Here is a 13,817-nt window from a genome sequence, read left to right on the forward strand (position 1 = left end):
TGGAACACATGATCCGCCTTGCCAAGAACACGCCGGCGAACATGCGTGCCCCCGGCCAGAGTGGCACCGAACAATCGCTTCGCACCTTCCTCGGCACCTTCAACTTCAGTGGTGACATGGTCCATCAGAAGGTCGGCACGATGAGCGGCGGCGAAAAGGCGCGGCTCGTGTTGTGCATGATCGTGTGGCAGCGTCCCAACCTGCTGCTGCTCGACGAGCCTACCAACCACCTCGACCTGGCCACACGCGAAGCGCTAGGCATGGCACTCAACGAATTCGAAGGCACAGTGTTGCTGGTCAGTCACGACCGGTCCCTGCTGCGCGCGGTATGTGACGAGTTCTGGCTCGTCACCAAGGGTGGCGTCGAGCCCTTCGACGGCGATCTGGACGATTACCAGCAGTTCCTGCGCGACGAAGCCCGTCGCGTGCGCGAGCAGGCCGCCGGAGAGCAGAAGATCATCGCCTGAGTTGAGCACCCCTGGCAGTTCCAGTTTGGAAGCTGCCGTAACGTTCGCATCGAGTCGAAGGGCCGCTAGGGTCGGGAGTGTGAGTTCGCCGCTGCAGGAAGCTGCCGTCTGGCTGCTCGATACCGTCTACGTCAGCAATCTGCCGGCGCATTGCTGACGTAGAACCCAGGGCGCCTCAACGACCGCAAAGGCCGAATTTGAGACACTTCGGCATAATCATCTCGTGATAGCAATGAGGCGAATGCAGCCTCATACACAATCGAACTCCCGTGTAGGCGTCAACTCAGATCGGATTCGGCAAGTCGCCTGCAAGCAGTAGTTGTGGCACCTGGCTGAAGCTGTACTGCCCACTGGCAACATCGAGATCAAACACCCAGACCATATCGAAACGGTCTCCCGGCCAGTGTTGCGGGGCGGTCGTGTTACCGAGAATCGCATTGGCGATGAGCGGGATGTGCTTGTGCTCCCAGCTCACGAGCACCACACCATCACACTCCACTGCCGCGGCGACAAGTTGAGTTTCGTCGCCAACCTTGTACGTTGAATCAGTCTTGAGATTCAACTTTTGAGCGACGATGCTCACCGTCTCGATGGGACGCTGGCTCTTGCGCCCTTCTTCGTCTGTCGATGCAAACACGTATTGCGGCACCGCGAGGCCGGGGCTTTGCAATGGCCCTCGTGCCGGCGCAAAAAGAACGGCCAGCGCACCGGCGCGGGTCCATCCGGCAACCAGCAACGATTCCGTATTCTCCACGCCGTCATTCGTCACGCCGTATGGCAGCGATCTTCCTTGCGGTTTTTCGCCATGGCGAATGACCATGATTTTCGGTGCTCGCGCCATAATTCTCTCCATCGGGGTTAAGGCAACCTGTCTTGTCTGTCACGCCCTTTCTGTCGACGCTTCTACACTCTACTTTAATCCACGGGCTGCTCGTTTCTTCGGCGTTGCGATGCTCATGCCCGATCAACCATTGCTTGCGGACAACGCCACCACCCAGCTGTCAGTGGGCGTCTTTCCGATCATCGCCGGTAGACGCCGTCGCAACGGCTAGAAGAATGACGGATGCCTGTGCAACGAATGGAACTGCATTCGCTCACTGTCCGGAACGGTCAGATGCAACAAATCAACGCCCGCTTCCCTTGCTGCGAGAGCCGATGCAGAGCGTGTCACCGATCAGTGGCTAAACGCTTCCAAATGATTTGCAACGACGGAACGAACATTCGACACACCTACCCGAACTGTCGAAAATGCGCGCAAACAATTGAAATCGAGACTACATTTTTACGGAAGCGCGCGAGTCCGTTCCGTTCACAAAGATGCGCGCGGGTGGATTGGCCCCGAAGAAGCGCGCATAGATTGCATTGACGGCGCCTGGAAGCCAAGGCCCTGCAAATATGGCGCGCTGCCGACGTCCCATGGATTCGGCAGGATGAAGCAGCCGGTGTCATGGAGGGTGCGGAAATGGGTGCGTTTATCGGCAATGGTCGGAGCATGGTGGTCTCCTTGAAGGAGGCGCGCATGCCCCACCAGTCTATGTCATGCAACTTCGGCTTCGACGACGGGGAAATCGATGTCAGTGTCGAAGGCATTGTTGATGAAATTCGTGAGCATGAATTGGGCGCTCAGCGCAACGATCTCGACAATGTTGGCATTGCTAAAACCGGCGGCACGCACCGCTTCGAGATCCGCTTCGCTCACCTTGCCGCGCGTCTCCATCAGCTTCGTGGCAAAGGCGACTGCGGCCGCGGTCTTGGGATTCGCGGAGCTGCCAAGCCGGTTGAGGCGAATCTCCTCGGCCGGGATCTTTGCCATCGTGCTTGCCACAAACGTATGCGCGGACAGGCAATAGTGGCAGCCGTTGACTTGCGACACGGCGAGCGCAATGCCGTCTCGCGTCTTGGCATCGAGCGTCTTGGCAAGAGCACCCTGCAGCCCGGCCCAGCCGTTCAACGCGTTCGGACTAAGGGCCATGATCTTGAACAGATTCGGCGTGAGGTGCAGTTGCCGGGTCATGGTATCGAGGATCTGCTTCGAGCCTTCGGGAATCTGATCCGGTGTGGGAATGTCGATGCGAGACATGGAACTCTCCTGAGAGTTGAATCGGTTTGAAGGGCATCTGCTTGAAGCGTTTGCGTTCCTGCATTGATGAGAAGTCTAGGTGCCCGAGCTTTGCAGAGGGTCCGCCAAACGCGGCCAAAAGTCCGGTTGTGCGCATCGCTTGAAGATAGCGGCCAACAAAGAAAATCGGCGCCTTGCATCGACACCGGAGTGTCAATACAAGGCGCCGATGGCGACGTGCTACAGGCCGCGAATGGTGCCGCTTTTATGCTGCGATCATGCCGCGTGGCGATCGTTTGCGTTGGCTTCCGTCGTGAGCAATAACGCCTTGGTCTTGAGTCCGCCGGCGAATCCCGTCAGCGCGCCCGATGCCCCGATCACGCGATGGCACGGCGCGATGATCGAGAGCGGGTTCCGGCCGTTTGCCGCGCCCACCGCCCGGACCGCGCGACCGTTGCCGATCTGGTTGGCAATGTCGCTATAGCTGCGCGTTTCGCCGAACGGGATTGTGAGTAATGCTGCCCAAACCTTCTTCTGGAACTCAGTGCCGACGAACTCGATGTCCAGATCAAAACGCGTCCGCTTGCCGGCGAAATATTCGTCAAGCTGGCGTGCGGTTTCGACGAGCACCGGGTTGTCGTCCACCTCGCGCATGTCACCCAGCTTCACGCGATTGGGGCGATCGTTTTCCCAAAGAATGGCAACGAGCTTATTGTCCCGCGCAACGAGCTTGAGCTTGCCCACGGGCGATTCCATAACCTTGAATTCGAAAGACATTTCGCATCTCCTTTCAGGTTCAGCTTCGATATAAGAAGTCTAGGCGCGAACGCTTTGCAGAGGGTCCGGCAGACAGTGCGAATCGTCCGCCGTTTCAAGCGCTTGCCGACTCCGCTCGATATTCGGTCGGACCCGTGCCATAGACGTCGCGGAACGCGCGAACAAAGGTGCCGCGGCCGCTGTAACCCGCGTTGCGAGCGACCTGATCGAGCGTGTAGTCGCCCGCGCGCAACTGGTCCGCGGCCTGCCGCATGCGGATGTCGCGCAGCACTTGCATCGGCGACTGACCGAGGGCGTCCGAGAAGCGGGCCATGAAGGCCGACCGGCTCAGGTACGCGCACTCCGCCAGGCTAGCCACCGTGTGCGGCGCGGCCGGCCGCGCGACCATGTCGGCAAAGGCCTTGCCGATCTGCGGATCGCCGAGCAGGGCAAAGCGTTCCATCCACAGCGCGTTGGATCTGAGGGAGCGCCGTACCAGCGCGACGATCACCTGCTTGAGCAACGCACCCGACATGGCGCCTGCGCCGACTTCCTGTGCCACGAGTTCATCGAACGCGGTTCTGAGGTACACGTCGAGCCGGTCGGAGACGTCGAAGTGTTCGACGATCGGCGTGCTAAGCGTCTGGAAGAGATTGATCGACGCGCCGTATGTCGCCTTGAAATAGCCGCAGATCATTACTGTCATCGGCTCCTGGTCGCCTGCACGAAAACGGTTGATGGAATCGACTACCTTCTTGTGTTCGCTCCCGACGATGGTCGTTGGGACGATGTCAGCTTCCTGGGTGGGCACTTCCAGTTTCATCGGGTGGTTTGGCGGGATGATCAGCAGGGTGTGGGGCGCGAGATCGACTGGATCGGATCCTCGAATGTGGAGCTTGCCTTGTCCCGACAGAATGTAGTGAATGCCCGGCGCTGTGTTGCCGTCCAGATCGAGGACGAACCCCGGGCTGACGAGGCATTCGGACAGGGAGATCACCTGGATCTCCAGCAGCGTCATTAGCTGGTTGAGATCCTTCTGGGAGATGCGGGGAGTTGGAGGCGTTGCCAAGATCTTGCGATCCTCTTGGATGGGAAGGGAGCGGCGGATGCGGCGCGTCTGATTATGATCTTTTATTTGGGGGTGGCTCACAAGTCGGAGGGGATGTAGGGCATGAGTCGATGAACTGGGCGGCCAGTGGGGCCCTCTCCTTGATCTTTCGTTTGCGGTGGACTGCGAATATGTGACTTGTGGCGTAGCCCTCCTTCTTTTCGGCTGTCCAATGGGCCGCCGCCAGTTCACGCGTGGCCTCCGCTCCTCAAGTGGTTGTGTCGCAACACCACTAATGGGTTGGTCCACCCCGCCCACCGGGTAGGTTATAGGTTGTTCGGCCATCACGGCGCAACGTGGTCGAGCGCACAGACTACCGATGGAGCTTCGTGGTCTGGTTGAGGGGTTTGGACTCCCCGACCCACCAGGAATATCCCGTTCGGACTGCGCACTGCGCAACCACAATGATGAGTACATGGGTACATGAGCTGCCGTTATGGTTGATGGCACTTGTCACTTTCGGTGCGATATTTCTCGTGGGCGCGATCATCCATTTCGTCACCGGATGGCTTGCTGCCGGTCGATATGGGCGATCATTCAAGGCAATTTCGCCCGGCCTGCTTTCTCCACTCGGTATCATATTCGGCTTATTTATCGCCTTCACGGCCTCGCAGGTCTGGAGCGATACAGCGCGCGCCAATGTCGCGGTCGCCACTGAAGCGAGTGCGCTGCGATCGGTTGTTGTCATGTCTGCCGTTTTGCCAGTCGAAGCCCAGACCGAACTGCGAAGGATGGTCCGAGACTACATCCAGTACACCGCGACGACTGAATGGCCGCTCGTGGCGAAGGGAGCCGTCACACTTAACGTTAGTCCTCCCACGCTGAACAACGCACTGAAGTTCACGCTATCCCTGCCAGTCGTTACGCCCGGACAGCAGACGGCGCAGCGCGAGGTCGCGGCGTCCCTGGAGCATGCACTCGAAGTGCGTCGCGAGCGTATCCTGATCAGTCGCAGCGAAGTGAACGGTGTCAAATGGTTATGCCTGGCGTTTCTGGCGGTGTGCCTGCTGTTCGCCATCGCGTTCGTTCATTGCGACAACCGGCTGACATCTGCCGTGGCAATCGGTCTGTTTTCGGCGGCACTCGCCACCACCTTTTTGCTCATCCTCTCCCACGATCGGCCCTTTACAGGAGAAGTCGCGCTGACACCGGAGCCGCTGTTGCAGGTGATGCCTGAGAATCGCTGACCGTTGCCCGCTCATCAGCTTGTCCGAGACGGCCACACGCAGCCTCAAATAGCTCAGGAGTCGAAGCGGCGTCGTCCGTCGATCTTTTTGACCATTGATCCGCGCGGCGCAATCAGGCGGTAACCGCTAGAATTGCGCTTTAACCCGGAATACGGCAATGTCTTTTGCCTCGCTTGGCCTGATCGATCCCTTGCTGCGTAATGTGGAGGATCTCAATTACCAGACACCCACGCCGGTGCAGGCCAAGGCGATCCCTGCTGTTCTCAGTGGCAAGGACGTCATGGCTGCGGCACAGACCGGCACTGGCAAAACGGCGGGTTTTGCGTTGCCGCTGTTGCAACGGCTGGTGGAACACGGCCCGGCGGTGTCCAGCAACCGCGCGCGTGTTCTGGTGCTGGTGCCCACGCGTGAACTGGCCGAACAAGTGCTGCAAAGCTTTATCGATTACGGCAAAGGCCTCGACTTACGAATGCTGGCCGCCTACGGCGGTGTGAGTATCAACCCGCAGATGATGACGTTGCGCAAAGGCGTGGATGTGCTCGTTGCCACGCCGGGACGTTTGCTGGATCTCAATCGCCAGAACGCAGTGCAGTTCGATCAGGTACAAACGCTCGTGCTGGATGAAGCCGACCGCATGCTGGATCTCGGCTTTTCGCGCGAACTCAACGCCGTCTTTGCTGCCTTGCCCGCTCGGCGCCAGACCCTGCTGTTCTCTGCCACGTTTACCGATGATATCCGCGCCATGGCGGCGGCCATTCTCCGCGACCCGGTCAATATCAGCGTCGGCTCGCCCAATGCCACCGCCAGCAAGATCAAGCAGTGGGTGGTGCCGGTGGATAAAAAGAACAAGCCTGACCTCTTCATGCACCTTGTGGCTCAGAACAGCTGGGAGCACGCGCTGGTGTTCGTCAAAACCCGCAATGGCGTGGATTACCTGGCGGCCATGCTGGATGAAGCGGGCTATTCGGTCGACACCATCCACGGCGACAAACCGCAACCCGCGCGCCTGCGCGCGCTGGAGCGCTTCAAGACGGGCGAAGTACATATGCTGGTAGCCACCGATGTAGCTGCGCGCGGGCTGGATATCGACGACCTGCCGCTCGTGATCAACGTTGATCTGCCGATCGTGGCGCAAGACTATGTGCACCGTATTGGCCGTACCGGTCGCGCGGGCGCCAGCGGCGTGGCAGTGTCCCTTGTGTGTGCCGATGAAGCGCCGCAACTGGCCGCGATTGAAGCGCTGATCCGGCAAACGCTGCCCCGTGAAGAAGAGGCGGGTTTCGAAGCCGAACACCGCGTGCCGCAAACTAGCGCGACGGGCCAGATCATCAAGAAACCCAAAAAGCCCAAGAAGCCGAAAATGCTGGAAATGCCACCCGCTGCGCCGGGCGCCACGCAGGTGCTCAGCAAAAAACTGCGCCCGCAAAGTGGCGAAAATGATCGCAAACCTGCGGTTCAGCGCGCTGTGGCCGAAGGTAAAGGCACAAGCTTCTCCAGCGGCAACCCATTCAGCGTGCAAAAGCCACGCAGCAAACCCGCCAGCAAGCCAGTTGCTAGTTCACGTAAGCCGGCTGGCAAACCCGCTGGTGGCAGCGGCAAACGCCAACCCTGATGCGAGGGAATGAGTTACGCCAGCCTTGGAACTGGCTGGCGGTTTGCGGCCCGCTGCCAGGCAGCGGCGCGGCTTCGATGTGCATCAGGTCGGCGCGTAACGGCGCACTGAATCCAGGATTGCTAACAACTTCGGGGCAGAAGGGACGTTGAAATCGTGCGTAGCGAGCGTCCGATCGGAGCGGCCATTCGCGCGACCCCTGCCTCAAGGCCCTGACGCCTTGCCGGTGCGATCGCCATCCTCTTCACCCCCCTTCGCCCGCCCCGTCTCCGTTCTCCCCCTTTCCCCAACATGCAGCAACGCAGGCGCAAAAAAACACCCCATCACCGCCGACAAAATAATAAAAATCGATGCTGCATCGACCAGCAATCCGAAGCGAATGAAGATAAAGAAGCAACATAAAAGATTCAGCAAATGCAGCAACACCCCCAAAATCGTAGAACCCTTAGGCACAGCTCTTAAGAACACCGCAAACCTCGATTGCGTCCGAGGCACATACCAAATGATCAGTAATCCAAACATAATAATAAACCCACTTTCCGCCCACTTCAGCCAAGTCGGACGCCGCAGAAACCGTCCCTCAAAAATAGTTTCAATAACCTGCGCCTGAATCTCAATCCCCGGCACCAGCTCCCCCAACGCGGTCGTGCGCATATCAGTCACCCCGGTACCCGTCAGTCCGACCAACACCAACTTATTCCGGAACCGTTCCGGATCGACTGTTCCCTGCAGGATTTCGCGTGCCGATACATAGCGGCTCAGCGACGATCGAATAGACGCGAAATGCAACCAGATATCGCCGCCGGGCTGCGTAGGCACCTGCACATCCGCGATACCCACCGACTGCACGCCCGATGTGTCGGCAAAGACAGCTATCGCCGATGATCCCGTGGCGACGCGGAACATCTCCATCGGCAGACCGGGGACCAGTTTCTCGCCCAATCCCATGATGAGGGGAATATGCCGGACCACGCCTTGTTCGAGCGCCACGCTCAGCATCGCCTGCCCGTGGGCCGCCGCCTGCAATTCCGGCAGGCTGGCGAGCACATAGTCGAACCGTTGCACGCGCCCAAGCGGATCGGTGCCATGCACGAGGATCGGAGCGCTTCGCATATCAGTACTCGCAGCGAAGGTCGGATGATCGAGAGCCGCAGCACCCAGTATGGTCGGCGCTGCGCGCAACGAACTGGCAAGAATGGCTTCATGACTGGGAAGCGCCCGCAAGCCGGCAGCGAGAGCCGCAGCCGTTTCCGGCAGATTGCCGGCCACCTTGTCGGGGGAGGTCTGATCCGGCTCCGGCATGTAAATGTCGAGACCGATAGCCAGCGGTTTCAGTGCCGCAATGGCATCGATCAGGCTCGCGAGTCGATTCCGCGGCCAGGGCCATTGCCCGATGGCTGCCAGTGTCGCGTCATCAATCTCGACAATGGTTACGGGCTGCGCGGTCGGAACTCGCGGGAAGCGACGTTGATACTGATCGAACAGAAGTTGTCGAGCCGTTTTGAAGGAATCAGGAAGCGCATCGTCAAGCTCGGCGACGAAAGCCGGACGCGCAATGTCGCTAGGCCATTCGCTGGACAGGTTGACCAGGCTCAGGCCGAACAACACCATCAGCGCCACCGGACGTCCCTGGGCCGCCTTAACCAGACTCTTGATCCGGGCATGCCATAGGTCGTAGTAGCGTTTCATCAAGGGAAAGGCCGTTCACCGTCGATGACTGCGCGGATCATTGGATGGTGATGACCACGCGCCGGTTCATGCGATTGGGAACACCATCTGCGGTGCGGACCAGTGGCTCGCGCTTGCCTCGTGCGGCGGTCTCTATCTGTTGGGCGGAAATGCCTTGCTTGATCAGGAACGCTGCAACTGTCTGCGCTCGCCGCTTGGACAGGTTGTCATCGAAATCCTGGGAGCCGGCCAGATCAGTGTGACCGACTACCACGAGCTGTGGCGCAGGCCAGGTCGCCAGCACCGCTTTTAACTCTTTAACCGTGGCGAGCGATTCCGGAGCCAGGTCGGTGGCCGAGTCGAAGAGAAAGAAAATCGTAAATGTCCTGGGACGCGGAGGCCGGGCCGCGAGTAGTTGGCTATATCGCGTCTCCACACTGGATTGGCTGTCCATCGTTTTTTCGATAGCGCCGCCCTGAGTGACATCGACCCCGGCGTAAGCCTTGTTGATGGTTTGCTGTCCGGTGGCGCTGTGGACAATGACGGCTCCGACCTTCCCCTCCGGATCCGGCAATAAAATAATCTTGTCCGGGGGCGTGCTGCACGCGGACAGGAAAACCAGCGTGACGAATACCGCTGCAAATGCTCGCCCGTGACGTCGGATTGCGGCCTTCACCGGGCACTCTCCCCGTTACCGCCGACTTCGATAATAAACGCGGTACCGCGCACGCCCAGCGTGGTTGTCGGCGTGCTGAAACGGACGGCATCCGGATTCGCCTTCGCCAGCTTTCCGGAGATCACTGCCAGGGAACCGCGTTTGATCGACGCATCGAGCACCCCGTCATAGGTCGTGGTATTGAACGCAAATTTGTTGAGCTCGAGGATGGAATTGGCGCCGGCGGAAAGTTGGGTATCGTCACGCAGCGTGATGCCCACTGAGGATTCCGGACCGGTCACTATGCGATCGCTGCCGTACACCTCACTGCCAATGGCCGCGCCCGAACTTGCTCCCGCCCGCTCGACCCGTACCGTGCCCTTGACGGTCTTGACGACGCCGGCGGCATCGGCGGCAAGTGCATCGCCGGCTGCCACGCACCCGCAGGCAAGAATCAAGGCATAGCTGATGGCTTGGAGACGCATCGGTGGCACCTGATTGCGTAAGCGTGTGTCAACGCTGCTTTGCGCGCGGCAGCGTAGCTTCCCCATGTCAATCTGGCGTTGCGAGGGGTCATTCCCCGATTGCTAGCGGAACTGGGACTTATGAAGGGTTTGCAGAAAACCTGTTCGTGTAACTCAGGTGAAGACGTTTGTGCGGTAGCGAACAGAGTATGACCCCCCGCCCAAATCTCTCTGTGCGCTTCCGCGCATATCGCCACGAGACACTTTTTTGGCAGCCGGTTTGCGGCTGGAAATGAAACGATTCGGTATGCAATCGTTGGGACGATCGATGACCCGAACGTTCCGGCTGGTGCAGTCGCGTTTCCTGCGCTAGTGGCCCAACGCGGGACGGCTGCGCGTCGGACCAACCGGTATCGAGGTTGCCGAACAGATCGGGCAGCATTTCGCCAGGGCGGGGGTGCTTCCCGTCGCGTTCATCACGGGCGAACTAGTATCTCCCCGCGCAGTTCGCGATTTCGCCGAACTGTTCGTTCTGCTGCGGAAATCTTCTTCGCCCGAAAAAAACGTTCGCTGAAATCAGACGGTTCGAGGCCGACCAACCACCGACAAGCTTCGGTCAAGCGCGGGATCAGTGACTGGCGGGACGCCGAGATCGCTCTATCCGCCAAAATGGCCGAGCGGGACCGGTTGTTATCACCAGCCCCACTACTCCGGCTCGCTCCTTAAGGGGCGAAAGTATCACCCAACACTACTCCCTCTCGGCGCGGATCCGTGCCACCCTGCAGGACGTTCGACTGATTAAGCCCCGTTCGAAGGATCGTATTGACACCACTCGCCTGAGCTGCCGTGGAAACGGTGTGACCCAAAGCAACAAGTCCCGTCAGCAAGGGATCGTTCGCGCCACCATTCGAACTGTTGATGTTCGGATGCTCGCCGCCGAGGGTCGTGACCGGGCTATTGCTCGCGCCGAAATCGACCAGATTCGCGGATTGCTGCGCGTCCAGTCCCCAGTCAAGCACACCAACGATCGTCTTGACGACGTACTGCGGGATCGTGCCGCCGCCGGGTGAACCTGTTGCCATCACGAAGTCGCCTTTCGACCCATCGGCAGCGATCTTAAAGACTAATGTAGGCGCCATCGAACTGCGCGGCCTCTTGCCAGGCTGCACGCGATTCGCAACCGGAGCGCCGGTGGTATCGGTCGGATTCGCGGAGAAATCCGTGAGCTGGTTGTTCAGCAGGAAGCCGTTCGTCATGTGGAACGAACCCATGCTCGACTCAACCGTGGTGGTGGCCGTCACCACGTTGCCGCTGCCGTCCACAATGGTGAACTGGTTCGTGCCGTGCTCGATCAGCGTTTTATCCACACCAAGCGGAACCGCGCCGAAGTTGCCGGCAGCAGCCGTACCCATGCTCTTGTTGACGTTGATCAGGGCCGCCCTGCTCTGCAAATACGGCTTGTTGAGCAACGTGTTCCAGGTGCCATTCGGCGGCGCAATGAAATCGGTATCGGCCACATACTTGTCGCGGTCCGCATACGCCATCCGTTCGGCTTCGGTAATCAGATGAACACCCTGAACCGTAGGCTTGCCGCCTTCGAGATCGATTGCCGTTGGTTTTTGCTGTTGAAGATTAAAATTCTCAAGAATGCCCAGTGCGGACGCCACTGCAATTCCGCCGGACGACGGCGGCGGCATGCCACAAATCCAGTAGCTCCGATACGTCGTGCAAATGGGATCGCGCTGTTTCGCCTGATAGTTCGCGAGATCGGCGAGCGTCGTTTTGCCCGGGGTGATTACCGAGCCGTCCGCGCCGGTGGTCGTCGCAATCTTCGCCACGATGTCCTGTGCGATCTGGCCGGAATACAGCGCGTTGGCGCCGCTGCTTGCCATCGCCTTCAGCGTATTGGCGTAAGCCGGATTTTTCAGCAGCGTGCCCAATGCCTTGGGCGAGCCGTCCGCGTTAAGAAAGTAAGCAGCGGCTTCGGGGTCGCGTTTCAGGCTGCTTGCGTTCGATGCAATTGCGCCAGCAAGCCGTCCACCGATTGGAAAACCATTGGTCGAGAGCGAGATCGCGTCGCCAAACAGGTCCTTCCACGCAAGCTTGCCGTGATCCCGCTGCAGCGCCTCAATGAGACGCGGTACACCTATGGTGCCGATTGAGCGACCGCTCGCACGCGCGCTTGGCTGCGGTGCGGAACGGTCGTTTGTATCGTCGACATAACGAAGATAGTTTTCTGTCGCCGCGCTCGGTGCCGACTCGCGGCCGTCGTACGCCTGCACCGTCTTTTTCGATGCGTCGTAATACATCAACACGCCTCCTGACCCAAGCCCTGTTGCTTCGGGAACGGTCAGGCCCAGCACCGCTTGCACAGCAACCGCTGCGTCGGCCGCGGTCCCGCCTTGCTTGAGCACGGCGCAACCCGCGGCGCTCGCATACGCATTCGAAGTTGTGACCATATAGGTCTTCGCGTACACGGGCTTCAGACCTGTGCGATAGCCCGAAGCAGCTTCAGGGAGCGAGGGGTCGCCCGGCAGATTCGAGCCAATGATGACGCTCGACCCGCTGCTGTTCACCGCGAGACAACTCGAGTCCTGCGTGGGGGTTGGGGAGGCAGACTGCTGCTTGTCTGAATCACCGCCGCAGGACGCTAGCAGAAGCGTGGAGGCGGATATTGCCGCTGCAAGTGTGAAGTAGGGGTTGCTTTTCATCGTGCTTTCTACAAGTCCTTTTATTGTCGAATTTTTATGACCGGGAACAGCGGCCGGGGATGCTTTAATCTGGGGGAATGTTTAGTCCAAATTAAGCCGACAAAATGCTATCTGAAATATTACTAAATATCTCTATAAAAATAATGATTGAAGATATTCTGAAAGAATTGTCGAGGCTTGGAACGGAATGAGAAACGGATGAAAAACAAATGAGCAACGGGCGGAATTCGACGATGAGCGCAGATGTTGGCGAGGCGTGACGGAAGCCAACGGCCAATGCGATGAGCACGCCTTGCCTGATCCTTGCACGAGGCGTGGCCAAGGTTCTGCGGTGGGTTGTGGAGGCGAAATCTCGGGGAAATAGGTGCTAAGTGCACCTATCGGCAAAGCGGTTGCTCGATGAAATCGAAGAACTCGCGCGGGGATTCGCGACGCGGTCATGCGCCGGACCGAGCGTCGCCTAAAAGCGGCACTGACAAAACGACGGCGCTCTCGATAGCAAGCTAGCGCAAAGACGCGTTCGAAATCGACGTATTTATTGACTCCAGCGTCTGGGGAAACTCCGACGAACTTTCATTGCCGTTCCCCGCTCCTATCGCGATCCACCATCACTCACTGCGTGATCGCGATATCACCCGCTAAGCCCCATTCCAAACAACCGGAAAAAGCGGATGTTCCATCGGCGCTCCTTCAGCCAGCGTCTTTGCGAGACCCGGAAATTCGGGCGAAGTATGCCAACGGCGCGGCGCATGCCGAACATCGTCGCCAATAAAACGAACCGAGAACGCACGCCGCCGTGTCTGCCCGCTGACGCCACCCGACGCGTGTAGCGTCAGCATGTTGAAGCAGACCATATCCCCCGGTTCGAGCGCCCAACCGATGATCGGATACGCACCCCGGTCGGCCTCAATATCCGGCAGGTCCGTGAGACTGCCTTCGGGAAACCACTTCGCCTGATTGTCCACGAACGTACGCGGCATCAGCCACGGCCCGAGATGCGAGGCCGCAACAAACTCCAGCCGTGACTCTTGCGAAACGGGATCAACCGGAATCCACATGCTGACGTTGTCGCGGCCGGTGATGTTGTAGTAAGGCTGGTCCTGATGCCACGGCGTGCGCTGCCGGGTACC

General features: G+C 59.3%; 11 protein-coding genes and 1 pseudogene. 3 read left to right on the forward strand and 9 right to left on the reverse strand.

The window, feature by feature from the left end:
- Positions 1-467: ATP-binding cassette domain-containing protein (locus tag JWR14_RS06535; protein WP_299703342.1), on the forward strand; the 467-nt coding region annotated here is incomplete at its 5' end.
- 283 nt (positions 468-750) lie between these two features.
- Here the strand turns inward: JWR14_RS06535 and JWR14_RS06540 are convergent.
- The 4 genes and pseudogenes from JWR14_RS06540 to JWR14_RS06555 form a co-directional block, all read right to left on the reverse strand.
- Entirely contained in the window at positions 751-1,308 is a 558-nt protein-coding gene (locus tag JWR14_RS06540; RefSeq protein ID WP_299703344.1) for a hypothetical protein, read from the reverse strand.
- A 696-nt stretch (positions 1,309-2,004) separates the two neighbouring features.
- Positions 2,005-2,547, reverse strand: coding sequence for a peroxidase-related enzyme (locus JWR14_RS06545; RefSeq protein ID WP_299703347.1), 543 nt, complete (start codon positions 2,545-2,547; stop codon positions 2,005-2,007).
- 282 nt (positions 2,548-2,829) lie between these two features.
- Positions 2,830-3,303 (reverse strand): annotated as a pseudogene (locus JWR14_RS06550) (methylated-DNA--[protein]-cysteine S-methyltransferase); the annotation flags it as partial.
- Between the two features lie 94 nt (positions 3,304-3,397).
- Complete coding sequence (locus JWR14_RS06555) at positions 3,398-4,351, reverse strand: AraC family transcriptional regulator (protein ID WP_299703350.1); 954 nt, start codon at positions 4,349-4,351, stop codon at positions 3,398-3,400.
- Between the two features lie 482 nt (positions 4,352-4,833).
- Between JWR14_RS06555 and JWR14_RS06560 the strand changes: the two genes are divergently transcribed.
- Positions 4,834-5,577: a DUF4239 domain-containing protein gene (locus JWR14_RS06560; protein WP_299703353.1), complete on the forward strand. Its 744-nt coding sequence runs from the start codon at positions 4,834-4,836 to the stop codon at positions 5,575-5,577.
- Positions 5,578-5,734: 157 nt separating this feature from the next.
- Positions 5,735-7,189 (forward strand): DEAD/DEAH box helicase, encoded by a 1,455-nt coding sequence (locus tag JWR14_RS06565; protein WP_299703356.1) that lies wholly within the window; start codon positions 5,735-5,737, stop codon positions 7,187-7,189.
- Positions 7,190-7,393: 204 nt separating this feature from the next.
- On the opposite strand, the gene JWR14_RS06570 is transcribed toward JWR14_RS06565, so the two are convergent.
- The 5 genes from JWR14_RS06570 to JWR14_RS06590 form a co-directional block, all read right to left on the reverse strand.
- On the reverse strand, positions 7,394-8,878 hold the full coding sequence (locus JWR14_RS06570) for a CHASE2 domain-containing protein (protein ID WP_299703359.1): 1,485 nt from the start codon (positions 8,876-8,878) through the stop codon (positions 7,394-7,396).
- Positions 8,879-8,915: 37 nt separating this feature from the next.
- Positions 8,916-9,533, reverse strand: a complete 618-nt coding sequence (locus JWR14_RS06575; protein ID WP_299703362.1) for an OmpA family protein — start codon at positions 9,531-9,533, stop codon at positions 8,916-8,918.
- A complete protein-coding gene (locus tag JWR14_RS06580) occupies positions 9,530-9,997 on the reverse strand; it encodes a FecR domain-containing protein (RefSeq protein ID WP_299703364.1) in 468 nt (155 codons plus the stop codon). Before JWR14_RS06580 ends, JWR14_RS06575 begins: the two co-directional genes overlap by 4 nt.
- Positions 9,998-10,698: 701 nt before the next feature.
- Positions 10,699-12,687 carry a gamma-glutamyltransferase family protein gene (locus JWR14_RS06585; RefSeq protein WP_299703366.1) on the reverse strand — a complete coding sequence of 663 codons (1,989 nt, stop codon included), beginning with the start codon at positions 12,685-12,687 and terminating at the stop codon, positions 10,699-10,701.
- Between the two features lie 638 nt (positions 12,688-13,325).
- A partial coding sequence (locus tag JWR14_RS06590; protein ID WP_299703368.1) for a phytanoyl-CoA dioxygenase family protein occupies positions 13,326-13,817 on the reverse strand: 492 nt, incomplete at its 5' end.

Origin of the sequence: Caballeronia sp., assembly GCF_028292365.1 — a bacterium.
Taxonomy (GTDB): Bacteria; Pseudomonadota; Gammaproteobacteria; order Burkholderiales; family Burkholderiaceae; genus Caballeronia.